This window comes from Rhodobacter lacus, from assembly GCF_042683065.1.
Lineage (GTDB): Bacteria > Pseudomonadota > Alphaproteobacteria > Rhodobacterales > Rhodobacteraceae > Rhodobacter > Rhodobacter lacus.
The window spans coordinates 557,228-583,856 of sequence record NZ_JBHUIX010000013.1 but is presented as its reverse complement, the minus strand read 5'-3'; the positions used below and the strand labels follow the sequence as shown (position 1 = coordinate 583,856).

The following is a 26,629-nucleotide window of genomic DNA, read 5'->3' as shown; positions in this document are numbered from 1 at the left end:
TTGCGGCGGGGGTTTCACACCCCCGCACCCCCGTGGGATATTTAAGCAAAGTCGAAAAGAAGCGGAGTGGCCGAAGGCCGGAGGGGCGGCGCCCCCTGCCCGCCTGGGCGCTTAGCCAAGCACCATATCGTCGCGGTGAACAAGCGCGGCGCGCCCCGGATAGCCCAGAATGCCCTCGATCTCGTTTGAGCGGTGGCGGGCGATCTTGCGCGCCTCTTCCGCCGTGTAGCGCATCAGCCCCTTGCCGAGCACCGCGCCATCGGGGCCGGCAATCGTCACCGGCTCGCCGCGCCCGAACCGCCCCGAGACTTTGGTGACCCCTGCAGGCAGAAGCGATTTGCCCAACAAGAGCGCCCCGACCGCGCCCGCATCGACCGTGACCTCGCCGCGCGGCTTCATCGCCGCGATCCAGCGCTTGCGCGCCGCCTGCGGGTCGCCCTCGGGCAGGAACCAGGTGCAATTCGCGCCCTCCGCCAGTGCCCGCAGCGGGCGCGCGACCGAGCCCTCCATGATCGCCATGGCGCAGCCGCCCGCAACGGCGGTTTTCGCCGCCAGGAGCTTGGTTTTCATGCCGCCCTTGGAGAGGCCGGAGATCGGATCGCCCGCCATCGCCTCGATCTCGGGGGTGATCCGCTCCACCACGTCAAAGCGGGTGGCGCTCGGGTCTTCCTTCGGGTTTGCGGTATAAAGCCCGTCGACATCAGAAAGGAGGATCAGTTGATCCGCCCCCACGGTGACGGCGATCTGCGCCGCCAGCCGGTCGTTGTCGCCAAAGCGGATCTCATCGGTCGCAACCGTGTCATTCTCGTTCACGATCGGCACCACGCCCATGGAGAGCAGCGTCTCCATCGTCGCGCGCGAGTTCAGATAGCGCCGCCGGTCATCGGTATCTTCTAGCGTGACAAGCACTTGCGCGGTGGTGACCCGATGCGGCGCGAGCACTTCCTGATAGGCTTGCGCAAGCCGGATCTGGCCCACCGCCGCCGCCGCCTGACTTTGCTCAAGCGGCAGCGCGCCGAGCGGCAGCCCCAGCACACGCCGCCCCAGCGCAATCGAGCCCGAAGAGACGAGCACCACATCAGTGCCGCGCGCGCGCGCGGCGGCCACATCCTCGGCGAGCGCCGCGACCCAGTCGGTTTTCAGCCCCTGCCCGCCCACGAGCAGCGCAGAGCCGATCTTGATCACCAGCCGCTTGGCCGCATCAACACGCGGCGTCACGGCTGCCACGGCTTGCCCTCCTCCTCATCGGCGCGCTCGCCGGAAATCTCGCCCCAGAGCGCGCGCAGCACCTCGTTCACGCCCTTGCGCGACACGCCCGACATCACAAGCACCGGCCCGCCGGAAGCCTTTTCCAGCGCGCGCTTGCGGCTCGACAGGGTCTTGCTGTCAAGCGCATCGGCCTTGTTGAGCACAGTCACGCGCGGTTTTTCGAAAAGCGCCTCGGAATAGGCCTCAAGCTCGCCGATGATGGTGCGGTAATCCTTGGTGATCGTGCTCGAGGTGCCATCGACAAGGTGCAGCAGCACCGCGCAGCGCTCGACATGGCCCAGGAACTGATCGCCGAGCCCCCGTCCCTCGGAAGCGCCCTCGATCAGCCCCGGAATATCGGCCATCACGAATTCCTTGCCGTCGATGCCGACCACGCCGAGGTTCGGCACAAGCGTCGTGAACGGGTAATCGGCAATCTTCGGGCGCGCATTCGACACCGCCGACAGAAAGGTCGACTTGCCGGCATTGGGCAGCCCCAGAAGCCCGGCATCGGCAATCAGCTTGAGCCGCAGCCAAAGCGTGCGCTCGACCCCTTCCTGACCGGGGTTGGCGTTGCGCGGCGCGCGGTTGGTCGAGGATTTGAACCGCAGGTTGCCCCAGCCGCCATTGCCGCCCTTGGCCAGAAGCACGCGCTGACCGGCTTCGACAAGATCGGCAATCACCGTTTCTTCATCCTCGTCGATGATCTCGGTGCCCACCGGCACCTTCAAAACGATATCCTCGCCATCCTTGCCGGTGCGCTGGCTGCCCATGCCGTGCTGGCCGGTCTGGGCAAAGAAATGCTGCTGATAGCGGAAATCGATCAGCGTGTTGAGCCCGCCCACCGCCTCGGCCCAGACCGAGCCGCCAGTGCCGCCATCGCCGCCGTCGGGGCCGCCGAATTCGATGAATTTCTCGCGCCGGAAGCTGACGCAACCGGAGCCGCCGCCGCCCGAGCGGATATAGACTTTCGCAAGGTCGAGGAATTTCATCGTTTGGCCCCTTTCGCAAGGCGCCCGTTTACGCGCCCCGCGCCGATTTCGCAAGCGGCGCATGGAGGGCGCCCGCAAACTCCCGCAGGATTGCGACCACGACGGGGCCGCAGACCGGGAGCGGGTGGGCCCGGGAGGGCATCGCCCTTCCGGCAGGTGGGGGTCGGGGAGGGCTGGCCCTCCCCGAGCGCTCAGGCGAGCTTTTTCACATAGGTCCAGGTCGGCACGCGGGCGTTGCGCGCCACCGACCAGCTCTCGGCATCGCCAAGATACTCAAACCCGTTATGGCTGAGCACCCGCGCCGAGCCGGGATTGTCCTGAAACACCTCCGCCATCAGCGTGCGCGCGCCATGCGGGTTGGCCCCAATCAGCGCCGCCACGGCCTCGGAGGCAAAGCCCGTGTTCCAGAACCCCGGCCCGACCCAGAACCCGATCTCGGATTGATCGTCGTCGAGCCGGGTCAGCGACACGAGCCCGAGCACCTCGGCCAGCCCCTGCGCGGAGCCATCGAGCGCCCAGACATCTTCAGTGCGGCCCTCGGCCATGGCCCGGGCAATGAAACTTTCGGTCGCGCCCGGCGGCAGCGGATGCGGGATCGCGCGGGTGCCCTCGGCCACGCGCTTGTCGGCGGTATACATCGAAATCAGCCCGGCATCCGAGCGCCGCAGCGGACGCAGCAGGAAACGCTCGGCCTCGATCACCGGTTGCGCGGTTATGGTCGTCTGAAACATCGCGTTCTCCTCAAACGCTGGCCGTTCTGGCCCTACTTCGAAAACGGAAACAGTCACATGACAGCACCTTGGCGTTCAGATGACCGATTTCAACTGCGACCGCTTGCCTCCTCTCCCCCCGGCCGGCGGGCAAACGAAAAGGGGGACCGGCGTTTCAGCCGATCCCCCTTATAAACGCTTCGGGTTACGTTCGGCTTACTCGGCGGCCTCCGCGACCGGGAGAACCGAAACAAAAGTGCGACCCTTGAGGCCCTTGCGATAGGTGATCTTGCCCTCGACAACGGCGAACAGGGTGTGATCCTTGCCCATCATCACGCCTTCACCGGCCCAGACCTTGGTGCCGCGCTGACGCACGATGATGTTGCCCGGAACGGCGGCCTGACCACCATAGAGTTTCACGCCGAGGCGACGGCCGGCAGAGTCGCGACCGTTGCGCGAAGAGCCGCCTGCTTTTTTGTGTGCCATGGGGGATTACTCCTGAGCTTCAGCGGCTTTTTTGGCGCGCTTCGGTTTCGCGGGGGCAGCTTCGGGAGCCGCGGTGCCATGCACCGAGCGACGCGCCGAGGCGGTGCCGACGGCTTCCTTGACACCCGAGGCGGCAGCGCCCGAGGCGAGCACTTCGGTCACGCGCAGCAGCGTGAGCTGTTGGCGATGGCCGCGGGTGCGCTGCGAGGAGTGTTTCCGGCGGCGCTTGTGGTAGGTGATGACCTTGTCAGCCTTGATCGTGTCGATCACTTCGGCGACGACGGCCGCGCCTTCCACCGTGGGCGCGCCAACGGTCAGCGTGTCACCGCCCACCATCAGAATTTCGTTGAACTGGACTTTTTCACCAGCGACGGCGGCAATCAGTTCCACGCGCAGCACATCGCCCGCCTGAACCTTGTATTGCTTGCCGCCCGTCTTGAGGACCGCGAACATGCGTTCTTCCTTGTGTCAGCCGCGCCCTGTGGCCCCCAATGGGTGTTGCCGGGTTGCCCCGCCTCGGACAGCGCGCCCATATGGGCGTTGTTGAAAACATGATCCCGGCGGAGAGGGACTCGCCGCCGGGTCCGCGCCTTATCCCCGAGGGGCCCCGATGTGTCAAGCGCTTTCCCGGGCTTGAGCCGCGCGCCTGCTGCCCGGGTGCAGGGGGCGCTGCCCCCTCGGCTGCGCCTCACCCCCGGGATATTTAAGCAAAGTCGAAGGCAAGATCCGTCGCTTCGACTTTGTGCAAATATCCCGGGGTGAATTGCGCCGCAGGCGCAAGAGGGGCAGCGCCCCTCTCCCCCGTTCAGGACGCCGGAGCCGGGTCGGGGCGATGATGCTCGTTGAAATATTCCCATTCGCCGACCTTGCGGCCATCGGGAAGCTTGCAGACCGCATCTTCGCCGGGGGTCGCGCCGGGCAGGATTTCGCCGCCTTTTTCGACACAGAACACGGCCGCCGGATTGGCCATGCCGACGGGGGTCGGTTCAGCGGGCGGTTCAGCCGCACAGGCGGCCAGCGCCGCCGCGGGAAGAGCAAGAAAAATCAATCGCTTCATGGCAACCTCCGATATTCGGAGGCTAGCATGCCGAGATCGACCTGAAAAGGTCCGTCCGGGTCAGGCCCCGGCCTTTTCCTCAAGCGTGAGCCATTCCTCTTCCGCCGCCGCAAGGGCGGCTTCCCGCGCCACCAGCATCTCGGAGGCCTTGGCGAATTTCACCGGCTCGCGCGTGAAGAGATCGGGGTCGGAGAGCAACTCATGCAGCTTGCCGATCTCGCGTTCGAGCTTTTCGATGATCCCCGGTAGGGCCTCAAGCCGATGCTTTTCCGTGAAGGTGAGGCCCGCCTTTTTCACCGGCTCCTTTGGCGTCTCTTTCGCCTGCTCGGGCGCGGCTTTCTTGGGCGCAGGCTTCACGGCCTCAGACGCGGTGAGCGCCTTTTGGGCCTGATAGTCCGACCATCCGCCCGCATAAACGGTGGCGCGCCCGTCCCCTTCCATTGCGATTGTGGTGGAGGCAACGCGGTCGATGAAATCGCGGTCATGGCTCACCAAAAGCACGGTGCCGTCGTAATCACCCAGAATATCTTGCAACAGATCAAGCGTTTCGACATCGAGATCGTTCGTCGGCTCGTCCAGCACCAGCAGGTTCGAGGGCTTGGCCATGATCCGCGCAAGCAAGAGCCGCGCCCGCTCCCCCCCCGAAAGCGAGCCGATCGGCGCGCGCGCCTGTTGCTCGTCGAAGAGAAAATCCTTGAGATAGGCCACGACATGTTTGGGGGTGCCGCGCACCATCACCTGATCCGAGCGGCCCGAGACCCGCATCTCCGGGTCGTTCACCATCCCGTCCCAAAGCGTCATCTCCAGATCGAGCGTCGCGCGGGCCTGATCAAAGACGGCCATCTCGAGATTGGTGCCATGGGTCACGATGCCCGCATCCGGGGCAAGCTCCCCCGTCAGCATTTTCAAAAGCGTGGTCTTGCCCACGCCGTTCGGCCCCACAAAAGCGACCCGGTCGCCGCGCAGCACGCGCAGGTCAAAATCCTTGACGATCGGCTTGGCGCCAAAGCTCTTCGTGAGGCCCTTCGCCTCGATCACGCGCTTGCCCGATTGGGTGCCGGTCTCAAGCTCCATCGCGGCAGTGCCCTGGCGGCGGATCTGCCCGGCGCGCTCGGCCCGCAGGGCTTGCAGCGCACGCACCCGGCCCATATTGCGCTTGCGCCGTGCCGAGATCCCCTCGACCGCCCATTTCGCCTCCGCCTTGATCTTGCGATCAAGCTTGTGGCGGGCGTCATCCTCGGCGGCCCAAGTTTCCTCGCGCCACTCCTCGAAATGCTCAAAGCCGCGTTCCATCCGCCGCACCTCGCCGCGGTCGATCCAGAGCACGGCCTGCGTGAGCTGGCGCAGGAAGGCGCGGTCGTGGGAGATGATGACATAGGCGGTGCGCGTCTCGCGCAGGTAATTTTCAAGCCAGCCAATCGCCTCGATGTCGAGGTGGTTGGTCGGCTCATCGAGCAGCATCAACTCCGGCGCCTCGGCCAGAAGCTTGGCCAGCGCGGCGCGCCGCCGCTCCCCGCCCGAGGCGGTTGCAACCTCGGCCTCCGGGCGGAACTTCAGCCCCTCGGCCACCATCTCGACACGGTAGCGCTCCGCCTCCGCGAGGCCAGAGGCGGCAAAATCCCCCAAGCTGGCAAAGGCCGAAAGATCGGGCTCCTGCTCCATATACCCCACTCGGGTGCCGGTGGGCACGACGCGGCTGCCGTGGTCGGCCTCCACGAGCCCGGCCATCACCTTCATCAGGGTGGATTTGCCCGACCCGTTGCGCCCGACCAGGGCGACGCGGTCGCCCTCCTGCACGGTGAGGTCGAGCCCGTCGAAAACGGGAGTGCCGCCGAAGGTCAGCGAGATCGAAGAGAGCTGGAGAAGAGGTGCGCGTGCCATGGCTCCCCGCTAGCCGGGCCGCGCACAAAGGTCAACGGGGAGACATGCGGGAAGGGCGCAAGGGGGGCTGTCTGCCCCCCTCTGGGCCTTTGGCCCATTCTCCCCCCGAGGATATTTTGACAAAGTCGAAGAGAGATCTCTGCCGCCTTCGACTTTGTGCAAATATCCCGGGGGTGAATGGCCGCAGGCCAGAGGGGGCAGCGCCCCCTGCCCCGCGCAAGGCCTGTCAGCCGGCCACCAGCCGCAGCGCGCGCGCGCGGGCGGGCGGGATCGCGCCGATCTCGAGCCCGGTGAAAACATGGAGCGTGCCCAGATCCTCATCCACCACCGCATGATCACTGACCCAGCCGCCCATGCCGAGATAGCTGCGCAACAGCGGCGGCATCTTCAGCATCGCGAGCTTCGGATCGCCCTTGCGGCCCAGAAGCTGGCGCGCATAGCGGATCACCTTGGGCGCCTTCACCTGCACCCGCCAGCGCCGCGGCGCCAGATGCCGCTCCGCCAGCAGCGCGAAAGCATCCGTATAGCTCTCGAAATCCGTGGAGAGGAACGAGGAGCAGCCAAACAGCATCTCGATCCCCTCGGCATCGACAAACCGCGTCACCGCCCCCCAGGCGAGGCGCAAGATATCCGGGTCGCGGCAGTCGGGGGCGATGCAGAACCGGCCCATCTCCACCATCCGCCCCGGATAGGCCGAAAGCGGCGTGAGGTCATAAAATTGCGCCGAATAGCTGCGCGAAAGCTCCGCGCCGTTTTCGAGCGCCATCAGCCGGAAGCAGCACACAAGCCGCCCCGAGCCGGTTTCTTCCACCAGCACATGGCGGCAATCGGCATCATAGGCATCGGCATCAAGCGTGCTCTCCCCCTCCGCCCGACCGCGATTGGCAACAAAGGCGCGCCAGCGCAGCGCCTGCGCGGCCTGCAGATCCTCGGGCGTGACAGCGAATCGCGCCGCATAGCGGCCCCGCGACAGCGAGAATTTCGACAGCGTCAGCATGCGCGTTCCTCCGGGCCGCAGGCCGCCCCGCAGTCAGCATCGGAGCGACGCGCAGACTTTAGGCCAATTGCTTGACAGCGAAAAGACACCGCCCTGCGACGCGGCAGCGCGGGGGCGCTGCCTGAAACGCTCAGTCCTTGACCATCTGCGCGGGCGAAATCCGCCCGAAGGAGGAGAGCAGCTCGCGTGCAAGGCTCACGCCCTTGATGTTGGATTTCGTGACCCGGCGCGAGAGAACCACAACCTCACCTTTTTCGAGCCCGAAGCGCTCGACATTGTCGACCACGCCCTTGTCATCAAAGCTCACCGCCACGACCTCGCGCTCGATCTCCTGCGGCGCACGGGGGCCGTAATGCTTCCAGCGCGAGCCGACGTAATACCAGCCCGCCCCCTGCAAAAGCCCCATCGAGGAGGGGCGCCCGACCGCATAGGCCACATCTTGCTGCGTGCTTTTGCCGACCTCGATCTGCGCCAGATCCTCTTCGGTTGGCACATAGCCATGGTTTTCGTAGATCGCGGTACAGCCCGCCGTCGCCAGAAGCCCCACAAGCGCCGCGGCGCGGGCGATCTTCTGCGCCAAGCGCGCTCGTCCTGTCGTGCTGCTCACCCGATCCGCTCCTTGCAACAGTCCTTTCGGCCCGATACCCCCTTGTCAGGGCCGGACACGCCTTCTATCCCGCTTACAACAGGTCTGCGCGGCCCTCAAGCCCGAGACGCGGAGACCGGACGCCAGCGACCGGAGAGAATGATGACCGATACCGCGCCCCAGCCCCCCGAGCCGCCGCTGTCGCACCTGCTGCGCCCGGCCGATCTTGCGGGCCGCAAACCCACCCGGTTCGAGATCGCCCCGAGCCCCGAGATGCGCGCCGAGATCGCGGCCTGGGCGGGCATTACCGCGCTTCCCGCCTTTCATTTCAAGGGCGCCTTGACGCCGCAGGGCCGCAACGACTGGCTATTGGAGGCAAGGCTCACCGCGACCGTGGTGCAAGATTGCGTCATCACCCTCGCCCCCGTCGAGACGGCGCTGACCGAGGATGTGCGCCGCCACTATCTCGCCGCGATGGAGACGCCGACCGGCGACGAGGTGGAGATGCCCGAGGATACCGACAGCGAACCGCTGCCCGACCGCATCGACCTTGGCGCCGTGGCGCTTGAGGCGCTCGAACTCGCCTTGCCGCTCTATCCGCATGCGCCGGGCGCGGACGGGCTGGAGATGGCCGCCGCGCCGCCCGGTGCGGCGCCGATCCGCGATGAGGAAACCCGCCCCTTTGCCAATTTGCGCGCTCTGATGGGCGGCAAGGACACCGACACGGGCGACGACCCTGACCGCGCATGAGCGCTTTTCGTCGCGGCCCGGAGAGGGGGCGAAAAAGGCTGCAAAAAGGGCTTGCAACGGGGCGCAATCGCTGTATGTTCCCGGCCTCATTCGAGTATAGGGTTCGCACCCGGACCGCCTCCGGCGCCCGTGACGAAACCCCAGGAAAATCAGGGCCTTGCGCCCCAGGAAACCGAGGTTAGACACATGGCTGTCCCGCAGAACCGAGTCACGCGCTCCCGCCGCAACATGCGCCGTGCGCATGATGCCCTTACCGCCGCCAACCCGGCCGCCTGCCCGAACTGCGGCGAACTCAAGCGCCCGCACCATGTTTGCGGCGCCTGTGGCCACTATGATGACCGTGAAGTGGTGGCGCAAGCTGCCGAGGTCGATCTGGACGACGACGCGGCGTAAGCCGCGATCCCGCCATGGCCAAACTGCCCTTTCTGGAGCGGACCGCGGCCGATGCGCGGGGTGACCTAACGTCAAGCAAGCAGCACAATGGCCGCATCACCGCGGCTTCGGCGCCGGACCTTTCCGGCGCTTTTTCTTCCGACGGACCACTTTCTGCCCAACGCATTGTGATTTCAGTCGATGCGATGGGCGGAGACCGTGGACCGGCTGCAGTGCTCGACGGGGTGGCCCTCGCCGCTCGCGGCAATCCGACACTGCATTTTATCGTTCATGGCCGTGAGGCCGAACTCGCGCCGCTCGTCGCTGCGCGCAATCTTGCCGACCGGGTGAGCCTGCGCCATGCCGAGGATGTGGTGACGATGCATGACAAACCCTCGGCGGTGATGCGCACCGGCAAGGGAACCTCGATGTGGTCCACAATCGAGGCGGTGCGCGACAAAGAGGCGCTGGTGGCCGTGTCTTGCGGCAATACCGGTGCGCTGATGGCGCTCTCGATGCTGCGCCTGCGCAAGATGCCCGGGGTGAACCGCCCGGCCATCGCCTCGTTCTGGCCGTCGAAGAACCCCTCGGGCTACAATGTCATGCTCGACATGGGCGCCGATGTGCGCGCCGATGCGCATGACCTGCTCACCTATGGGCTGATGGGCGCGGCCTATGCGCGCAATGCGCTTGGCGTGAAAACGCCACGCGTCGGGCTGCTCAATGTCGGCACCGAAGAGCACAAGGGCAATGCCGAACTCAAGGCCGCGCATGAGCTGCTCACGCAGGCGGCACAAAACGGCGATTACGCCTTTGCCGGCTTTGTCGAGGGCAATGACCTTCCGGGCACCCGCGTCGATGTGATCGTCACCGACGGGTTCACCGGCAATGTGGCGCTGAAAACCGGCGAAGGCACTGCGAAATTCGCGGGCGAGCTGATGCGGGAAGCCTTCACCTCCGGCATCATGGCCAAGCTCGGCGCGCTCTTCGCAATGCGGGCGTTGAACCGGCTGAAAGCAAAAATCGACCCGCGCCGGGCGAATGGCGGGGTGTTCCTCGGCCTCAACGGCACGGTGGTGAAATCGCATGGCGGCGCCGATGCGACCGGGGTGGCGGCAGCGATCGAGCTGGCCGCACGGCTCGCGGGTCTCGGTTTCGTCGACCGGCTCGCGGCACGTCTTGCCCTTGCGTCAGCAAGCGGGCAGGATGCGCCCCCAGAGCAGGCAGGAGACGAGACCCAGAAATGACGACAAGAGCCGTGGTCCGGGGCGTTGGCCATTATCTGCCCGCGCGTGTGATGGAAAATGCCGAATTCGAGGGCCGGCTCGAAACCAGCGATGAATGGATTCGCTCCCGCACCGGGATCGAGCGGCGCCATATCGCCGCCGAGGGCGAAACCACCTCGCAACTGGCGATTGCCGCCGCGAAAGCGGCGCTGATCAACGCCAACATGAAGGCCGAGGATATCGACGCGATCATCGTCGCCACCTCGACGCCGGATTTCACCTTCCCCTCCGTCGCCACGATGGTGCAAGCCGGGCTCGGCACGACGCAGGGCTTTGCCTATGACGTGCAAGCGGTTTGTGCCGGGTTCATCTTCGCGCTCGCCAATGCAAACGGGATGATCCTCTCCGGTCAGGCCGAGCGGGTGCTGGTGATCGGCGCCGAGACGTTTTCGCGGATCATGGATTGGGAAGACCGCGGCACCTGCGTGCTGTTTGGCGATGGCGCGGGGGCGCTTGTGCTCGAAGCCGCAACCGGCACCGGCACCACGCATGACCGCGGCATCCTTTCGGTTGACCTGCATTCCGACGGCCGCCACCGCGAGCTGCTTTACGTCGATGGCGGGGTCTCCACCACGGGCGTCGCGGGCCATCTGCGCATGCAGGGCAATGCGGTGTTCCGCCATGCGGTGTCAAAACTCTCCGACAGCGCGCATAAGGCGCTTGAAAAGATCGGCCTCTCCGGTGCCGATGTGGACTGGATCGTGCCGCATCAGGCCAATCTGCGCATCATCACCGCCACCGCCGAGCGGATGGGCGTGCCGATGGAGCGCGTGGTGGTGACGGTGCAGGACCACGGCAACACCTCTGCCGCCTCGATCCCGCTTGCGCTCTCGGTCGCGCAGGAGCGCGGCCAGATCAAGACCGGCGAGCTTCTGGTAACCGAAGCAATCGGCGGCGGGCTTGCTTGGGGGGCGGTGGCGCTGCGCTGGTGACGCGCAGGCTGTCCTCAAAGCCGCAGTTGCACAAAAAAGCGCCGTCTCAACCTCGGCGTGCAAGCCATTGATATTGACTCGGGAAAATCTTGCGCCCATCGTGACCCAAATCACTCCGGGGGGGATCGAGATGTCGGAGAAGACACTGACCAGAATGGACCTGAGCGAAGCGGTGTTCCGCGAGGTGGGTCTGAGCCGCAATGAATCGGCGCAGCTTGTCGAAAGCGTGCTGCAACACATGTCCGATGCGCTGGTGCGCGGCGAGACGGTGAAGATCTCGTCTTTCGGCACGTTCTCGGTGCGCGACAAGGCCTCGCGCATGGGCCGCAACCCGAAAACCGGGGAAGAAGTGCCGATCAGCCCGCGCCGGGTGCTTTCGTTCCGGCCTTCGCATCTGATGAAGGACCGCGTGGCCGAAGGCAACGCGAAATAACGGCGACACGGCCCCAGGCCGCCCAGAAAGGGATCTAAGGGCCGATGACGAAGTCAGCCGAGGCCTTCCGCACGATTTCCGAAGTTTCCGAACTTCTAGAAACGCCGACCCATGTGTTGCGGTTCTGGGAAACGCGGTTTTCGCAGATCAAACCGGTCAAGCGTGCGGGAGGGCGCCGATATTACCGCCCCGCAGACGTGGCGTTGATCGCCGGGATCAAGACCCTACTGCAGGTCGAGGGTCTGGCGATCAAGGACGCACAGGCCGCGCTGAAATCGCGCGGCGTAAAGGCGATTACAGCGCTCGGACGGGAATCGCTCGAGGCTCCCGCAGAGGCGGCGCCTGCCGCCGCCGCAGATACCCAATATCTTGCGGCGCCTGCCGAAACGCCTGCGCTTGAGGAAGATGGTGCGATCACGGAAGATGCTGTGATCGAGGCGTCTGCCCCGCGGGAGGCAATAGCAGAGCCCGCACTTTCGGAGAGTTCCGAAACTTCAGAGACATCAGAAGCATCGGAAGACGAGATCACCGAGATCTCGGAAAGCCGCGCCCAAGACACTGCGGCGCCGGAAGTCTTCGCTGCGCAGCAATGCCCCGACTCTTCCCCCGACTCTCACGTGGTTACGCCGGATGCGGAAGATTTCTTCCCCGCGCGCGACCCGCTTGATGTGGACCCTGCCGAGGCAGATCTTGGCGCGGAAGATGTGGCCGCGGACGCAGTTGCCGAGACCGAAGCCGTCGAACCTTCGCCAGCTTCGGGAGAGGGCCCCGTTTTGGTTGGGGGCACTGAGATCGCGCCCGATCCGGCTCTGGATGCGGGCATCGAAACCGAGCCGAGCACGGAGACCGTCACGGACGTGGCCCCCGAGCCCGCCCCAGAGCCAAGCCCGGCCGAAACGCACGCCATTGCCGAGGCGCAGGCCGCACTCGATTTCGCGCGCAGCGAGGCGGAAGCGGTGCGCGCGGAGATCAAACGGCTGCGCGCCGCCGCCGAAGCGATCCGCGCCGCTGCCGCCGCCAAGGCCGCGCTGGCGGAGCCGGAACCGCCGCAGCCCGAGCTGCACCCCGAGCAGGCGCCCCCCGAGAGCGCTTCGGAAAACCTCGACGAAACAAGCGATGAGACCGGCGCGGAGCCGGACCAAGACGAGGCCGCAGCGCATGCGATACCCGCCGCACCTCAGGCGCCGACGCCTGCGGTCGCGGATCTGCTTCAGCCGCCGCAGGAGGGGCCAGAGGCGCCGGGCCTTGATCCGTTCGGGTTCGAAGCCGTGCTGTCGGAGATTGTTGCCGAGGCGGTGGCGGAGGCCTTGCTTGAGGCAAGCCTCGGCCCGGACGAGACGGCCCACCCCGAGCAGGACGCCGCCGCCGAGAGCGCCGCCACGGATGATTTCGACGCGCCGCCCGGAGAGGCGCAGGCCCCTGAAGACGTAAGCGCGGCAGAGATCGCGGCGGACGAGGAAATCGTCGATACTGCGTTCGATCTTGTTTTTGGCCCTCTGGGGGAGCTTGCGGCAGAGCTTGAGACCGAGGCGGCCCCGGCGGCGGCAGTGCCGCCTGCCGAGCCGACATCAGATCTGGCGCCAGAGGCCGACGCGGAGCACGCCCCGCAGGCGGTGGACTTCGGCCCGGAAGACATGCCGGAAACCGCGATTGAAGCACAGGCTGCGCCCGAGCCCGACATCGAACCGGAGATCGAACCGGAGATCGAACCGGTCTCCGCGCTCCCGCCCGAGAGCGAGCAGGCCCCGGAGCCTCAGGCCGCACCGGCAGATGACGCGGAAAACCTGCCATTCTCCGCACTCGAACCGGAACCAGAACCGGAACCGCAAGCGGAGTTCGAGGCGGAAGCGCCCCGCACGCCAGAGAACATCGCGGAGCCGGAAGACACCGCAGCGCCAGACACGACAGCGCTTGTCTTCGCCCGCCATCGCCCCGCCCCTGTGGATGCGCCCGGCGCCTCTGAAGATATTGCGCCCGGGCTCGTGTTCCGCCGCGCGGCACCGGTGGCGCAGGAGCCCACGCCGCCAGCCTCCGAAGCGCCTGTTGCGGAGGCCGATCTTGGGACGCCCGAGGCGGAGGCGGACGTCTCAAGCCTCGCGGAAGCCGTGCCCCCGGAGGCTCTGGAGGCCCCGGAGGCTCTGGAGGAGCATTCCGTGCCGGTCGCGGAGCCCACGTCAGAACCGGAGCCTGAAGCCGCTTTGGCGCGCGCCTCCGAGCCGACACCCGAACCGCCCCCCGAACCGAGCCCGGAACCGGAGCGGGAACTCGAAAGCGCATACGAGACGACGCTTGCGCCCGCGCTTGAAATTTCGCCCGAGCCGGACGCCGAACAGCCGCCTCAGGCCGAAGACAGCGCCTATTCCTTCATTGCGCCGCGCGGGCCGCGCCGGACGCCCGCGCCTGCGCCCGAGCTGCCTGCGGTTGCCAGCCTGGCCGCGGCGGAAGAATGGCACCAGCCCTCGCTGTTCGACTTCATGGCCCTGCCGGAGCAGCCGGAACCGGCCCCCGAACCGGAGACCCCTCCGCTGCCCGAAATCGGGCCAGAGCCAGAGCCCGGGCCAGAGGTGCCGCCCGAGGCCGTGCCGGAGGGGCTCCCCGCAGAGACGCCCGAGCCGCAAGAGCCCGCCGAACCGGAATGGCCCGGCCCGGAGATCCCGGAGCCATGGATGCCCGTGCCGGAGGCCCCTGCCCCGGAACTGCCCGAGGCGGAGCCCGAACCAGAGCTTCCCGAGCCGGAAGACTGGCCGGAGCCCGATGTGCCAGAGCTTGCCGCGCCCGCCGGTCCGCCGCCGCTTGATCCGCTTGAGCGGATGGTGAGCCTGATTCTGAGCGGCACCGCGCCGCTCAGCCAGGAACTCCCCGTGGCGGGGCAAATCGATCCGAGCGTGAACCCGCTCGGCGCGCTCAAGGAAGGGCTTGCGCTTTTCGCGCCGGTTGCGCTTTCGCCGATCGAGCGGATGCGGCTTCTGTCGTCGCATGACCGGCTGACGGCGCTGCAGGCACGGCTGGCCCAGCCGCCGCGCCCGCCGCCCGCGCGGCGCTGATATGGCCCGGAACGCCCGCGCCAACTTGGCGCAAAAAGATGCGTTTTGCCGCTTGCGCCCGGAGGCGCAATGCCTCTATATGCCCCTCGTCGGGCCGTGGCGCAGCCTGGTTAGCGCGTCCGTCTGGGGGGCGGAAGGTCGTGAGTTCGAATCTCACCGGCCCGACCATCCGAACAACGCCCACCCCTTCGGGGGTGGGCGTTCGCATATCCGACACCTGATTTACACGGGGCTTTGACGATGCAGGGCGTTCTTCCCGACAGCGCATTGCGCGCCATGATCCTTCGGGGCGAGATCGCCGCCTCTGCCCCCGTGATCGATGCGCAGGTGCAGCCCGCAAGCCTCGATCTGCGGCTCGGGCCGGTGGCCTACCGCATCCGCGCCTCCTTCCTTGCGGGCCCCAACGAACGGGTGGAGGCGAAGCTTGCCGCGTTCGAGATGCACCGGATGGACCTCAGCGAGGGCGCGGTGCTCGAAAAGGGCTGCGTCTATCTGGTGCCGCTGATGGAACGGCTCGCGCTGCCCGCGGGCCTCACCGCTGTCTCGAATGCGAAAAGTTCGACCGGGCGACTCGATCTGCTCACCCGCGTCATCACCGATGGCGGCACCGAATTTGACCGCATCCCCGAGGGCTATGCGGGCCCGCTTTACGCCGAGATCTGCCCGCGCTCGTTTTCGGTGCTGGTGCGCCCCGGCATGCGGCTCAACCAGATCCGGTTTCGCGCCGGAGATGCTGCGCTTTCCGACACGGAGCTGAAGCTTCTGCATGCCGCCGAACCCCTGGTGAGTGGCGAGGCGGTGATCGACCACGGGCTTGGCTTCTCCGTCGATCTGCGCCCGGAGACGGGCGATCTCGTGGGCTACCGCGCCAAGCCCCATACCGGCGTGATCGACCTTGATCGGATCGCACATTATCCGGCCTCCGATTTTTGGGAGGAGATCCGCACCCGCGACGGGCGGATCATCCTCGACCCCGGCGCCTTCTATATTCTCGTGAGCCGCGAGGCGGTGGTGATCCCACCCGATTTTGCCGCCGAGATGGCGCCTTACCTTGCGATGGTGGGCGAGTTCCGGGTGCATTACGCGGGCTTTTTCGACCCCGGTTTCGGCCATGGTGCGGCGGGAGGAGAAGGCTCCAAAGGCGTGCTCGAAGTGCGCTGCCACGAGGCGCCCTTCGTGCTCGAACACGGGCAGGTGGTCGGGCGGCTCGTCTATGAGCGCATGGCCGAGCGGCCCGCGCGGCTTTACGGCACCGGGATCGCCTCGAACTATCAGGGCCAGGGGCTCAAGCTCGCCAAGCATTTCCGCAACGGCTGAGCCCGCGCGGCGCCGCGCAAGGGGTTACACGCCCAGCCCGAGCGCTTTTGCTTTGCGGTAAAAGGTGGCGCGGCCAATCCCCAGATCGCGCGCCGCGGCAGACACATTCCCGCCCGAACGCGCGAGCGCGCGCGCCATCTCGGCCCGCTGCGCCTCGGCCAGCGCCCCCTGCGCGGGGGCCGCCCGCTCCCCGAACAGATCATTGGCAGGCACGCGGCCAATCTGGCGCGGCTCAAGGCCAAGCTGGCGCCGCGCCGCGCGCGTGGCGCCAATCACCAGATCGTCGCGGTCGAGCGCGAGCAGCATCACGCCCTGCGGGCTCTCCTCGGTGCCGCCCGCCGAGAGGATCCGCGCCCCGGCAAACGCCGCCCGAAACAGATCTGCCTCGATCCGGCTCGCCGCATCCTGCACGGTGAGCGCCACCAGCCGCGCATAGCCCTCGGTCATGTCGGCGCGGGCGGAGGAGACATCGATCACGCCCGCCAGCTCTCCCTCGGCGCCAAACACCGGCGCCCCCATGCAGGTCAGCCCGGTATTGGTGGCGCGAAAATGCTGGTCGCGCCAAACCGTGACGGCGCGGCCCTCGGCGAGGCAGGTGCCGATGCCATTCGTCCCCTCCGAACCCTCCGACCAATCCGAGCCGGGGGCGAGGTTCGAGCCGTGAAAGGCGCGCCGGTCGCCCGCGCGCAGCCGCTCATCGAGCACAAGCCCCTCGGCATCGGAGAGAAAGACCGCGCAGCCCGCCTCACAGGCGGCGCGGGCGAGCCGGTCGAGCACGGGTGCTGCAACGCGCAACAAAAGCCCTGCCGCCTCGCGGCGCGCCTTGATCTCGCCCTCGGTCAGCCGATGCGCGCCCTGCCCCTGCCCCGGGTCAAGCTTGTGATGGATCATCGAGCGCCGCCACGACGCGGCAAACCCCGCCTGCCCCGCGGCCTTGGCCGAGGTGACGACGGATTGCACGATCTCGGCATGGTTGCGGCTTGCGGGCGCACTCTCCCTGTGGCGCATCGAAAAGCCTCCCCTCTTCACGCTGCGTCGAAGCGCTCAGGATAGGGCGAAATCGGCTGCGCGCAAGGGTCGCAGTTTACTCTGCGTCAGGCGCCTGCGGCCCCTCTTCGTGCCGTTTGCCCCGAAACCCTTGGGCGACCACAAATTTCTCGGAGCTGTCCTTGCGCGACGAGGGCGGCTTGACGTTCGCCACCTTGTCAAAATTCTTCTTGAGAATCCCCATCAGCCCCTGTTCGGCGCCGCCCGCGAGCACTTTGGCCACGAAGGTGCCGCCCTCTTCGAGCACGTCAAAGGCAAAATAGGCAGCATGCTCGCACAAGGTGATAATGCGCAAATGGTCCACCTGCTGGTTGCCCGAGGCCGCCGCGGCCATATCCGACATCACCACATCGGCGCGCCCGCCGAGCCAGCCCTTCACCTTTTCGTCGGCGCCATCTTCGAGAAAATCGAGCTGATGCAGGTCAGCCCCGGCAATCGGCGCGATCTCCTGCAGATCGACGCCAAGCACGGTGCCGACCTTCTTGCCCGACTTCTCGCCAAGCGCATTGACCCGCTTCACCGCCACCTGACACCAGCCGCCGGGGGCACAGCCAAGGTCCACCACCCGCGCCCCATTCACAAGAAAGCGGAACTTTTCGTCCAGCTCGAGGATCTTGTAGGCGGCGCGGCCGCGGTAGCCCTCTTTTCGCGCGCGGATCACGTAAGGGTCGTTGAGCTGGCGCTCAAGCCAGAGCGTCGACGAGAGCTTGCGCCCCTTCGCCGTTTTTACCCGCACCCGCAGGTCGCGCTGCCCGCGCCCGGAGGTGTTTTTGCCGGTCGGGGTCTTGGTCATTCGATCTCTCCTTCGATCGGCTTCATTTCTTCGAGCACGCCATCCTCGGCCATCTGTGCATAAAGAAGGCCCTCGCGCAGGCCGCGGTCCGCGACCGACATCCGGTCGGTTGGCCAGACCCGCATCAGCGCCTGCAAGATCGCCGCCCCCGACATGATCAGCGTGTGCCGGTCCCGCCCGATGCGCGGATCGGCGCGCCGCCCCTCCGGGCCGAGGTTCAGAAACGAGCGGATCACGGCGTCGATCTCGACCGAGGTCATGGTGAGCCCGTCGACGCGGTTGCGGTCATAGCGTTTGAGGCCAAGATGGCAGGCGGCGACGGTGGTAACGGTGCCCGAGGTGCCGATCACCTGAAACCCCGCCTGCGGCATACCCGAGGCATAGGGGCTGAAATCGGCGAGTTTTTCCTCAAAGAACCACGACATCAACGCGAACCGGGCGGCATCGTCCTCAACATCGCCAAACTGGTCTTTCAGCGTGGCCACCCCGAGCGGCACCGAGATCCAGTCCACCACGCGCGCCGAGGGGATCTCGCTTTCGGGCTGCGAGAAGCCGCCCGAAAGCCGCATGATCGCGCGGGGGCGATCCGCCGGCGGCACATGGGAGATGTCGATCCACACAAGCTCGGTGGAACCGCCGCCGATATCGACGACAAGCAGCTGCTCGGTGCCGGGATTGACGAGCGAGGCACAGGAGATGACGGCGAGCCGCGCCTCCTCCTCGGGCGGGATGATCTCCAGCGGCAGGCCCGTCTCGCGGCGCACATAGCGAATGAAATCGCGCGCATTGCCGGCGCGGCGGCAGGCCTCGGTGGCCACCAGCCGCATCCGGCGCACGCCATGCGTTTCGATCTTGCGGCGGCAGATCTGCAAGGCCTGCACGGTGCGCGCCATGGATGAACGGGAAAGCCGGCCGGAGGCTTCTAACCCCTGACCGAGCTGGACCGCTTTCGAGAAGCTGTCCACGACCTGAAACTGATCGCCCTTCGGTCGGGCAATCAGCATCCGGCAACTGTTGGTGCCGAGATCGAGCGCAGCATAAAGCTCGCCCGGCTCGGCAGGGGTGGGTGCAGCGCGTTCGACCTTTTTCGGGATCGCGCCCGCAGCCCGAGGACGCCTGGGCGCCATCGTCACGCCCTCCGATTTCAAGTTACCTCCTAGGTAGCGCGGGGGGGGCGCAGGTTCAAGCGCCTGATGACAAATTGGTGACCTTCGTCACAGCGCGCGCCAGCGTGGACGGTGCGCGCTTCGGCAGGCCGAAGCGCGCCGGGCGGGGGCGCTGCCCCCGCACCCCCGGGATATTTAAGGCAAGATGAAAGGGCCGGCCTGCGCGCTTGTTCTTCGGGACCGCTTGCCCCGAAGCTCCCGGCAGCGGCATCCGCCCCCCGCCAAAGCGGGCGCGGGGCGGAATTTGAACTATTTTCATCATCTTCCTGCAAAGTTCGAGATTGCACATCGGGTGCCAAGCGCGCGAAGAAATCGAGCGGTGTCGCCAACCCCGCGAAACATGTCGAAATCCGTCTCCGGCCACGTCGCATTCGCCCGTATTGCTGAGACAAGAGGGAATCACGAATGGCCGAGATCACGATCGTCTTCTGGCGCGATATTCCCGCGCAGATCATTGCAGGCTCGGGCCGCAGGGGGGTGAAGAGACCGCTCCCCGAACGGTTCGAACAAGCGATCGACCGCTGCGCGATGAAGATCGGCGCGAAGGACAGCGACGCTTACCTTGCGGAGTGGCGCAAGGTGGTGATTGGCACCCGCGACGGCTCGGACCTTGAGGCCGCCGAAGCCGAACTGGCGCGGGTTCTCTCCGATTACGATACCGCCGCGCTTGTGCGGTTGATTGCCAATGACGGCTGGGAGCACCAGCCCAGCTGACGGAGAGAGACATGGCGCTTCTGAACTTCCGCCGCGACACCGCGACACCGCAAGAACCGCCGAGCAACGGCGTGCTCCCGGCCTTCCTCGAAGGCTTCTCGATCGAGGTGATGCCGCGCACCGCGGCCAAGGTCGAGGATTTTCGCGCGCTCCTGCCCGAAGGCACGCGGGTCTATGTTGCCCATATCGAGGGCACGCCGATCGAAGAGATGGTCGCCACCGTCAAGCGGCTGCGCGACGAGGGCTTCGAGCCGATGCCGCATTTCCCTGCCCGCATCATGCGCGATGCGCTGGAGCTGCGCGAATGGGTGGCGCGCTACAAGGGCGAGGCGGGCGTGAAGCAGGCGCTGCTTCTGGGCGGCGGGCCGAAAACCCCGCTTGGCAGCCTCGACAATTCCATGCAGCTTCTGGAAACCGGCGCGTTTGCGGGCTTCGAGCGCATTCACTTTGCCGGTCACCCCGAGGGCAACCGCGACATCGACGTGAATGGCGGCGACAAGATCGTGATGGATGCGCTGAAGCTAAAACAGAAATTCGCCGATACCACCGATGCAGATTGCGCCATTGTCACGCAATTCGCCTTTGAGGCGGGCCCGATGATCGCCTGGGTTGACCGGCTGGCCGCCGAAGGCATCAAGATGCCGGTCCATATCGGCATTGCGGGCCCCGGCAAGCTGCAAACGCTGTTGAAATTCGCCATCTCCTGCGGCGTTGGTCCGAGCCTCAAGGTGCTGCAAAAACGCGCCAAAGACGTGACGAAGCTGCTGGCCCCCTTCGAGCCCACCGACCTGCTCAAGACCCTGGCCAAGCACAAGGCCGCCCATCCCGAGTTCGGCATCGAGGCCGTGCATTTCTTCCCGCTCGGCGGTATCAAGACGAACGCGACCTGGATCGCGGAACAAGTGAAAGGCTGACCATGACCCGCACCATTCTCGAGAGCAAGACGAAGACCGTTGTGATCGGCTTCGACGAGCCCTTCTGCGTGATCGGCGAGCGCATCAACCCGACGGGCCGGAAAAAGCTGGCCACCGAGCTTGAAGCGGGCGATTTCACCACTGTGGAAAAGGACGCGCTGGAGCAGGTGGCCTGCGGCGCAACCGTGCTCGACATCAACTCGGGCGCCGTCTTCTCCAACAAGATGGCCGAAGACCCGCGCTATGCCGACAACAACTTTGTCGAACCGCCGCTGATGCGCGAGCTGATCGCCAAGGTGCAGGCGGTGACCGATGTGCCTTTGTGCATCGACAGCTCGGTGCCCGCCGCACTCGAAGCGGGCCTTGCCGCCTGCGAAGGCCGCCCGCTTCTGAACTCTGTCACCGGCGAGGAAGAGCGCCTTGAGCGCGTGCTGCCCCTGGTGAAAAAATACAACGTGCCCGTGGTGGCGATCTCGAACGACGATACCGGGATCTCCGAAGACCCCGATGTGCGCTTTGCGGTGGCGAAAAAGATCGTCGAACGCGCCGCCGATTTCGGCATCCCGGCGCATGACATTGTCGTTGACCCGCTGGTGATGCCGGTGGGCGCGATGGCCTCGGCCGGGCGGCAGGTGTTCACGCTGGTGCAGCGCCTGCGCACGGAGCTCGGCGTCAACACCACCTGCGGCGCCTCGAACATCTCCTTCGGGCTGCCGAACCGCCACGGCGTCAACGCCGCCTTCCTGCCGATGGCGATTGGCGCGGGCATGACCTCGGCGATCATGAACCCGGTGCGCAATCAGGAGATGGAGGCGATCCGCGCCGCCAACCTGCTGATGGATCACGATCCGAACTCGATGGACTGGATCAAGCTCTCCAAGGTGCTCGACGCGATGAAGGAAGGCGCAAGCTTTGCTGAAGCCTCTGCCGCCGCCGCGTCGTCCGGGGGCCGGGGGCGCCGCCGCGCGCGCTGAGCGCGCCGCTTCGGCACCGAGCGACTCAAACTTTCCAGAGTTTTCGCGCCCCGGCTTTGGCCGGGGCGTTTGTTTCCGATCTCCCCGCAATTGCCATGATCCGGCCCGATTGCGGGGCGCGAAACCGGCCTTGGCGGCAAGGACATCCCCTTGATATGGCGCCTTGGCGCCAAAGGCGCGTATTTGCCGTTTCCGCTCACGAAACGCAAAGATCCCCAATCGAGAACAGAGCCAGCCCTCATGGTCAGAGCGGAACCACTCTGTTCGCAGGGCGGCGACAATCGCGCCCCACAGGGCGAAACGTGGCGAGAACGGGGCGGCTGGCGGGCGGCACCGGGGCACCTCCGCGCCAGATGCCATATAAAAATCCCATTGAAACTCAAATGATTGCGGGTCGAAGCCGAGGTCTGCTCCCTGGCGGACCCCCAAACATGCTGGGATCGCACTGCCATGCGTTCGAAGATTTTGCCGCCCGAAGCGGTTGCTGCGGCTGCCACCGCAGGCACCGCCTCTTGCCCTCGCCCTGCGGCCTCGCGTTGGGCTGGATTGCTCAGCCGTGTCTCCGGGGTGGCCTGCCTCGCCGTGCTTGCGGGCTGCGCCGCGCCCCCCTCCGATTACGATGTGCCCACGGCCCGTGCCTCGACCGCCGCGGTCGATTTGCCGCTTGCAGAAATTGCCGCCCCCCCGAGCCGGATCGAGCCCGCGCCACGCCCCCCCGTGCTGCCCTCCAACAGCGAGCTCGCGCGCGATTTCATGGAGCTGAGCTTCTCGCTCGAATCCGGGCGCCGGATCGGCCAGTTTTCCCGCTTCGAGGGGCCGGTGACGGTGGCGCTCGGCCCCGGCGCCCCGCCCGCGGCGAGCCCCGAACTCGCCCGGCTCGTCTCCCGGCTGCGCGCCGAGGCGGGCATCCCGATCACGATCGGGCAATCCGCGACAAACCACATTCGCATCGAATTCGTGCCGCGCCGCAAGATGAGCCGCGAGGTGCCCAACGCCGCCTGTTTCGTCGTGCCCAATGCCGCAACCTGGGAGGCTTACCGGGCAGAGCGGCGCACCCCGGCGGGCGATTGGGCGCAGGTCAAGCAGCGCACCGCCGCCACCGTCTTCATCCCCGCCGAGGCAACGCCGCAAGAGCTGCGCGATTGCCTGCACGAGGAAACGAGCCAGGCGCTCGGACCGCTCAATGACCTCTACCGGCTGCCGGATTCGATCTGGAATGACGACAACTTCCAGACCGTGCTCACCCGCTATGACATGATGCAACTGCGCGCGACCTATGCGAACGAGCTGCACTCGGGCATGAGCGCGCCCGAGGTGCAGGCGCGCCTGCCCGCCGTTTTTGCGCGCCTCAACCCGGCGGGCGGTGCGGTGCGGGGCCTGCGCGAGAACCCGACCCCGCGCGCCTATGTTGCAGCGGTGGAGCGCGCCATCGGGCCGGGGCGGGCCGGGGCACGGCGCGCCGCGGCCATGACGGCGATCCAGATCGCGGCGGCGCAGGGCTGGCAGGATACGCGCGCGGGTTTTGGCTGGTTCGTGCTGGGGCGGCTGAGCCAGCCGAGCGATCCGCAGACCGCGCTGCGGGCCTTCATGAACGCGGCAAGCATCTATGGCGCCACGCCGGGCGCCGGGATCCAGTCCGCCCATGTCGACATGCAGATGGCGACAATCGCGCTGTCTTCAGGGCACGCGCAACAGGCCCTCGCGCTGGCCGACCGCGCGCTCGGCCCGGCGCAATCGGCGCAGAATGCCGCGCTCGCCGCAACGCTGCACCTGATCCGCGCCGAGGCCTATGAGGCGCTGGGTCAGGGCGCGCAGGCACAACAGGCGCGGCTCGACTCCGGGCAATGGGCACGCTACGGTTTTGGCTCCGACGCCGCAGTGCGGGCGCGGGCCGCCGAAGTGGCGGCGCTCGCCCGCGCCGGGCGCGGCTGATCCGGCCGGGTTGACCCCCCGCGCCGACAAAGGCGCGGGGGGTGCGATGTTTCTGCCATTCTTCGAACAGCTCCGGGCCGCGGGCGTGCCGGTGAGCCCGCGCGAATATCTGAGCTTTCTCGAAGGGCTCGCGGCGGGGCTCTGCACCTATGACCTTGACGGGTTTTACTACTTCGCCCGCACCGCGATGGTGAAGGACGAGCGCCACCTTGACCGCTTCGACCGCGCTTTTTCTCAAAGTTTCAAGGGGCTGGAGGCGCTTTCGGAAGAGGCCGTGCTCGAGGCGCTGAACCTGCCCGAAGACTGGCTCAGGAAGCTCGCCGAAAAGCATCTGAGCGCCGAGGAGAAAGCGCAGATCGAGGCTCTGGGTGGTTTCGAAAAGCTGATGGACACGCTGCGCGACCGGCTCAAGGAGCAACAGGGCCGCCATCAGGGCGGCAACAAATGGATCGGCACCGCCGGCACCTCCCCCTTTGGCGCCTATGGCTACAACCCCGAGGGGGTGCGGATCGGGCAGGAAGAAAGCCGCCATCGCCGCGCGGTGAAGGTCTGGGACAAGCGCGACTTTCGCGATTTTGACGATACCGTCGCGCTTGGCACCCGCAACATCAAGGTGGCGCTCAAACGGCTCCGGCAATGGGCGCGGCACGGGGCGCAGGAGGAACTGGACCTTCCCGGCACCATCCGCGCCTCTGCCGAGGCGGGCTATATCGACGTGAAGACCCGGCCCGAGCGGCACAATGCGGTCAAGGTCGTGCTCTTTCTCGATGTCGGCGGCTCGATGGATGACCACATTGCGCTTGTGGACGAGCTGTTTTCGGCCGCGCGCGCCGAGTTCAAGCATCTGGAGCATTATTATTTCCACAACTGCCTCTATGAGGGGGTCTGGCGCGACAACCGCCGCCGCTGGGGCGAGGTGACCCCCACCTGGGAGGTGCTGCACCGCTATGGCCCGGATTACAAATGCATCTTTGTGGGCGACGCGGCGATGTCGCCCTATGAGGTCAGCCATGTCGGCGGCGCGAACGAGCATTGGAACCCCGAACCCGGCGCGCTCTGGCTTGCCCGCGCGCAGGAGCAGTGGCCCGACCATGTCTGGCTCAACCCGGTGCCCGAGCGGCACTGGTCCTATACGATGTCGATCGGCATGGTCAGCGAGATCTTCGCGGGGCGAATGTTCCCGCTCACGCTTGAGGGCATCACCGCTGCGATGAAGGTGCTCGGATGAAGGCGTTGCGCCGGCTTTGGCGAGAGCAGCGGCTGCCGCTGATCGGCTTTGTGCTTGCGGCCACGCTTGCGGCGTTTTTTGGCGGGCGGATCATCGTGCGCACGATCTATTGGGCCAACCCCGAACATCACCGCCAGATGCCCGAGGGCTGGATGACGCCGGGCTATATCGCGCGCAGTTGGCGCCTCAAGATCGAGGATGTCGATGCCGTGCTCGGCATCGAGAACGGGCCGGAGCTGGTGGGAAGCGGCCCGCCCACGCTCGAACGTATCGCCCGCGCGCTCGATGTGCCGCTCAGCGATCTGATCGACCGGCTTGAGGTGGTGCTCCCCGATCTGGCGCAGCCCGCACCGCCGCGCCCGGACCCGGGCACATGAGCGGTGCGCTCCTTGATGCATTGCTCGAAGCTCTGCCGCTTTACGGGCCCTGGCTCGTCGGGCTCACCACGTTTTTCAGCTGCCTCGCGCTCCCCGTCCCCTCGTCCCTGATGATGATCGCGGCGGGGGCCTTTGTCGCCTCGGGCGATCTTTCGCTCCTTGCTGTTGGCAGTGCCGCTTTCGGCGGCGCGCTCGCGGGCGATCAGGTCGGGTTTTTCCTCGGCCGCCGCGCCGGGCATCTGTTGCCCCAACCCGGCACGAAACGCGGCGCGCTGATCGCCACCGCGCTGGAAAATCTCGCGCGCCACGGGGCCGTCGCGGTCTTTCTCTCGCGCTGGCTCTTTGCCGCGCTCGGGCCTTGGGTGAACATCGCCGCGGGCGCCTCGGGCTACAGCCACCGCCGCTTTACCCTGGCCGATATTGCGGGTGAGGTGGTCTGGGTGCTGGGCTATGTGGGCCTTGGCATGGTCTTTGGCAGCAATCTCGATGCGGCGGAGGATCTGGCGGGCAACACGCTCGGCCTCATGGCCACCGGCGCGGTGGCAATCGGGCTCGGGCTCTGGCTCTTGCGCACGCTGCGCCGCCCCGCGCCCCCCGAACCGGAGAGCCCCGAACCGGAGACGCCCGACACCGCGGCAGATCCTCTCACTGCGCTCGGGGATTGACCCTGCGCGCGCACACCCCATCTGAAAGGCATGGTCCTGTTGCTCCGCCTGCTTCCCGTCCTGTTCATCCTCGCCGCCGGGCTGGTGATGTGGCATGTCTCCGCGCGCGCCACGATCCGCAAGCTCGCGGCGCAATCCCACCCGCTCGCCGAGCCCGGCCTCGCGCCGGTGATCGAGGCCTTGCGCAAGGCGCTGGGGGTCGAGCGGCTGCCGGTGTTCGTGCACGAGATCCCGCAGGTGAACGGCCTCGCCGCGCCAGACGGCAGCGTGTATCTGACCGAGGGGTTTGTGCGTCTCTACCGTCAGGGTCAGGTCAGCGCCGAGGAGCTTGCCTCGGTGATCGCTCATGAAATCGGCCATGTCGCGCGCGGGCATGCAAAGCGCCGGATGCTCGATTTCTCCGGCCAGAACCTGCTCCGCTTTGTTCTGACCGGGCTCATCGGCCGGTTCATTCCCGTCATCGGCCCCTGGATCGCCAATCTGATCACCGAGGCGGTGGCGGCGCGGCTGAGCCAGAAGGACGAATTCGAGGCCGATGAATTTGCCACCGCGCTGCTTCTCAAGGCGGGGATCGGCGCCGCCCCGCAACTGACCCTGTTTGAAAAGCTCGACGCGATCACCGGCGCACGCGCGGGCGTCGTGCCCGCCTGGCTTCTGTCTCACCCCGCAACAGCCGACCGGATCGGCGCGATCCGCACCAATCTCAACCGCTGGAATGCCGCATAAGT

General features: G+C 66.7%; 27 protein-coding genes and 1 tRNA gene. 16 read left to right on the top strand and 12 right to left on the bottom strand.

The annotated features are described in order from the left end of the window. Positions 1-111 precede the first annotated feature (111 nt). From proB to ACFSM0_RS14850, 9 genes are all read right to left on the bottom strand, one after another. Complete coding sequence (proB, locus tag ACFSM0_RS14890) at positions 112-1,227, bottom strand: glutamate 5-kinase (protein WP_377392013.1); 1,116 nt, start codon at positions 1,225-1,227, stop codon at positions 112-114. Beyond that, on the bottom strand, positions 1,215-2,240 hold the full coding sequence (gene obgE / locus ACFSM0_RS14885) for a GTPase ObgE (protein ID WP_377392010.1): 1,026 nt from the start codon (positions 2,238-2,240) through the stop codon (positions 1,215-1,217). The genes proB and obgE overlap by 13 nt, the downstream gene beginning before the upstream one ends. A gap of 191 nt (positions 2,241-2,431) precedes the next feature. Beyond that, the gene (locus ACFSM0_RS14880; protein WP_377392007.1) at positions 2,432-2,971 is read right to left on the bottom strand and encodes a GNAT family N-acetyltransferase; all 540 of its coding nucleotides are present in this window, start codon (positions 2,969-2,971) and stop codon (positions 2,432-2,434) included. Positions 2,972-3,166: 195 nt separating this feature from the next. Next, a complete protein-coding gene (gene rpmA / locus ACFSM0_RS14875; protein ID WP_377392004.1) occupies positions 3,167-3,436 on the bottom strand; it encodes a 50S ribosomal protein L27 in 270 nt (89 codons plus the stop codon). 6 nt (positions 3,437-3,442) lie between these two features. Beyond that, positions 3,443-3,889, bottom strand: coding sequence for a 50S ribosomal protein L21 (gene rplU / locus ACFSM0_RS14870; RefSeq protein WP_377392001.1), 447 nt, complete (start codon positions 3,887-3,889; stop codon positions 3,443-3,445). A gap of 352 nt (positions 3,890-4,241) precedes the next feature. Further along, positions 4,242-4,493, bottom strand: a complete 252-nt coding sequence (locus ACFSM0_RS14865) for a DUF333 domain-containing protein (protein ID WP_377391998.1) — start codon at positions 4,491-4,493, stop codon at positions 4,242-4,244. A gap of 60 nt (positions 4,494-4,553) precedes the next feature. After that, positions 4,554-6,374 carry an ABC-F family ATP-binding cassette domain-containing protein gene (locus ACFSM0_RS14860; protein WP_377391994.1) on the bottom strand — a complete coding sequence of 607 codons (1,821 nt, stop codon included), beginning with the start codon at positions 6,372-6,374 and terminating at the stop codon, positions 4,554-4,556. A gap of 226 nt (positions 6,375-6,600) precedes the next feature. Then, positions 6,601-7,371 carry a GNAT family N-acetyltransferase gene (locus ACFSM0_RS14855; protein ID WP_377391991.1) on the bottom strand — a complete coding sequence of 257 codons (771 nt, stop codon included), beginning with the start codon at positions 7,369-7,371 and terminating at the stop codon, positions 6,601-6,603. Positions 7,372-7,501: 130 nt separating this feature from the next. Beyond that, positions 7,502-7,951, bottom strand: coding sequence for an outer membrane protein assembly factor BamE (locus tag ACFSM0_RS14850; protein WP_377391988.1), 450 nt, complete (start codon positions 7,949-7,951; stop codon positions 7,502-7,504). A gap of 168 nt (positions 7,952-8,119) precedes the next feature. Here ACFSM0_RS14850 and ACFSM0_RS14845 point away from each other — a divergent pair, with 168 nt between their 5' ends. From ACFSM0_RS14845 to ACFSM0_RS14810, 8 genes are all read left to right on the top strand, one after another. After that, positions 8,120-8,707, top strand: coding sequence for a YceD family protein (locus tag ACFSM0_RS14845; protein ID WP_377391985.1), 588 nt, complete (start codon positions 8,120-8,122; stop codon positions 8,705-8,707). Between the two features lie 186 nt (positions 8,708-8,893). After that, positions 8,894-9,100 (top strand): 50S ribosomal protein L32, encoded by a 207-nt coding sequence (rpmF, locus tag ACFSM0_RS14840; RefSeq protein ID WP_076483356.1) that lies wholly within the window; start codon positions 8,894-8,896, stop codon positions 9,098-9,100. A gap of 14 nt (positions 9,101-9,114) precedes the next feature. After that, positions 9,115-10,326, top strand: coding sequence for a phosphate acyltransferase PlsX (gene plsX / locus ACFSM0_RS14835; protein ID WP_377391981.1), 1,212 nt, complete (start codon positions 9,115-9,117; stop codon positions 10,324-10,326). Next, a complete protein-coding gene (locus ACFSM0_RS14830; protein WP_377391978.1) occupies positions 10,323-11,297 on the top strand; it encodes a beta-ketoacyl-ACP synthase III in 975 nt (324 codons plus the stop codon). Before plsX ends, ACFSM0_RS14830 begins: the two co-directional genes overlap by 4 nt. Positions 11,298-11,427: 130 nt before the next feature. Next, on the top strand, positions 11,428-11,730 hold the full coding sequence (ihfA, locus tag ACFSM0_RS14825) for an integration host factor subunit alpha (RefSeq protein ID WP_377391975.1): 303 nt from the start codon (positions 11,428-11,430) through the stop codon (positions 11,728-11,730). A 44-nt stretch (positions 11,731-11,774) separates the two neighbouring features. Beyond that, on the top strand, positions 11,775-14,774 hold the full coding sequence (locus ACFSM0_RS14820; protein ID WP_377391972.1) for a MerR family transcriptional regulator: 3,000 nt from the start codon (positions 11,775-11,777) through the stop codon (positions 14,772-14,774). A 90-nt stretch (positions 14,775-14,864) separates the two neighbouring features. Then, a tRNA-Pro gene (locus ACFSM0_RS14815) sits at positions 14,865-14,942 on the top strand. A 72-nt stretch (positions 14,943-15,014) separates the two neighbouring features. Beyond that, positions 15,015-16,091, top strand: coding sequence for a 2'-deoxycytidine 5'-triphosphate deaminase (locus ACFSM0_RS14810; protein WP_377391969.1), 1,077 nt, complete (start codon positions 15,015-15,017; stop codon positions 16,089-16,091). 24 nt (positions 16,092-16,115) lie between these two features. Here the strand turns inward: ACFSM0_RS14810 and ACFSM0_RS14805 are convergent, their stop codons facing one another. The 3 genes from ACFSM0_RS14805 to ACFSM0_RS14795 all read right to left on the bottom strand — a co-directional run bounded on the left by ACFSM0_RS14805 (position 16,116) and on the right by ACFSM0_RS14795 (position 19,058). Beyond that, a complete protein-coding gene (locus ACFSM0_RS14805) occupies positions 16,116-17,099 on the bottom strand; it encodes a GAF domain-containing protein (protein ID WP_377391966.1) in 984 nt (327 codons plus the stop codon). Between the two features lie 76 nt (positions 17,100-17,175). Next, the gene (locus tag ACFSM0_RS14800; protein WP_377391963.1) at positions 17,176-17,931 is read right to left on the bottom strand and encodes an RlmE family RNA methyltransferase; all 756 of its coding nucleotides are present in this window, start codon (positions 17,929-17,931) and stop codon (positions 17,176-17,178) included. Continuing rightward, positions 17,928-19,058: a Ppx/GppA phosphatase family protein gene (locus tag ACFSM0_RS14795; RefSeq protein WP_377392509.1), complete on the bottom strand. Its 1,131-nt coding sequence runs from the start codon at positions 19,056-19,058 to the stop codon at positions 17,928-17,930. Before ACFSM0_RS14795 ends, ACFSM0_RS14800 begins: the two co-directional genes overlap by 4 nt. A 444-nt stretch (positions 19,059-19,502) precedes the next feature. Between ACFSM0_RS14795 and ACFSM0_RS14790 the strand changes: the two genes are divergently transcribed. The 8 genes from ACFSM0_RS14790 to ACFSM0_RS14755 all read left to right on the top strand — a co-directional run bounded on the left by ACFSM0_RS14790 (position 19,503) and on the right by ACFSM0_RS14755 (position 26,627). Then, positions 19,503-19,811, top strand: coding sequence for a virulence factor (locus ACFSM0_RS14790; protein WP_377391960.1), 309 nt, complete (start codon positions 19,503-19,505; stop codon positions 19,809-19,811). An 11-nt stretch (positions 19,812-19,822) separates the two neighbouring features. Next, positions 19,823-20,725, top strand: a complete 903-nt coding sequence (locus ACFSM0_RS14785) for a methylenetetrahydrofolate reductase (protein WP_377391957.1) — start codon at positions 19,823-19,825, stop codon at positions 20,723-20,725. A 2-nt stretch (positions 20,726-20,727) separates the two neighbouring features. Next, complete coding sequence (locus ACFSM0_RS14780; RefSeq protein ID WP_377391954.1) at positions 20,728-21,699, top strand: methyltetrahydrofolate cobalamin methyltransferase; 972 nt, start codon at positions 20,728-20,730, stop codon at positions 21,697-21,699. A 450-nt stretch (positions 21,700-22,149) separates the two neighbouring features. Then, positions 22,150-23,631 (top strand): DUF2927 domain-containing protein, encoded by a 1,482-nt coding sequence (locus tag ACFSM0_RS14775; protein WP_377391951.1) that lies wholly within the window; start codon positions 22,150-22,152, stop codon positions 23,629-23,631. Between the two features lie 46 nt (positions 23,632-23,677). Further along, positions 23,678-24,859, top strand: a complete 1,182-nt coding sequence (locus tag ACFSM0_RS14770; protein WP_377391948.1) for a vWA domain-containing protein — start codon at positions 23,678-23,680, stop codon at positions 24,857-24,859. Next, the gene (locus tag ACFSM0_RS14765; protein WP_377391945.1) at positions 24,856-25,236 is read left to right on the top strand and encodes a hypothetical protein; all 381 of its coding nucleotides are present in this window, start codon (positions 24,856-24,858) and stop codon (positions 25,234-25,236) included. Before ACFSM0_RS14770 ends, ACFSM0_RS14765 begins: the two co-directional genes overlap by 4 nt. Continuing rightward, a complete protein-coding gene (locus ACFSM0_RS14760; protein ID WP_377391942.1) occupies positions 25,233-25,901 on the top strand; it encodes a DedA family protein in 669 nt (222 codons plus the stop codon). The genes ACFSM0_RS14765 and ACFSM0_RS14760 overlap by 4 nt, the downstream gene beginning before the upstream one ends. A 30-nt stretch (positions 25,902-25,931) precedes the next feature. Beyond that, positions 25,932-26,627: a M48 family metallopeptidase gene (locus ACFSM0_RS14755; protein WP_377391939.1), complete on the top strand. Its 696-nt coding sequence runs from the start codon at positions 25,932-25,934 to the stop codon at positions 26,625-26,627. The last annotated feature ends 2 nt before the right edge of the window (positions 26,628-26,629 follow it).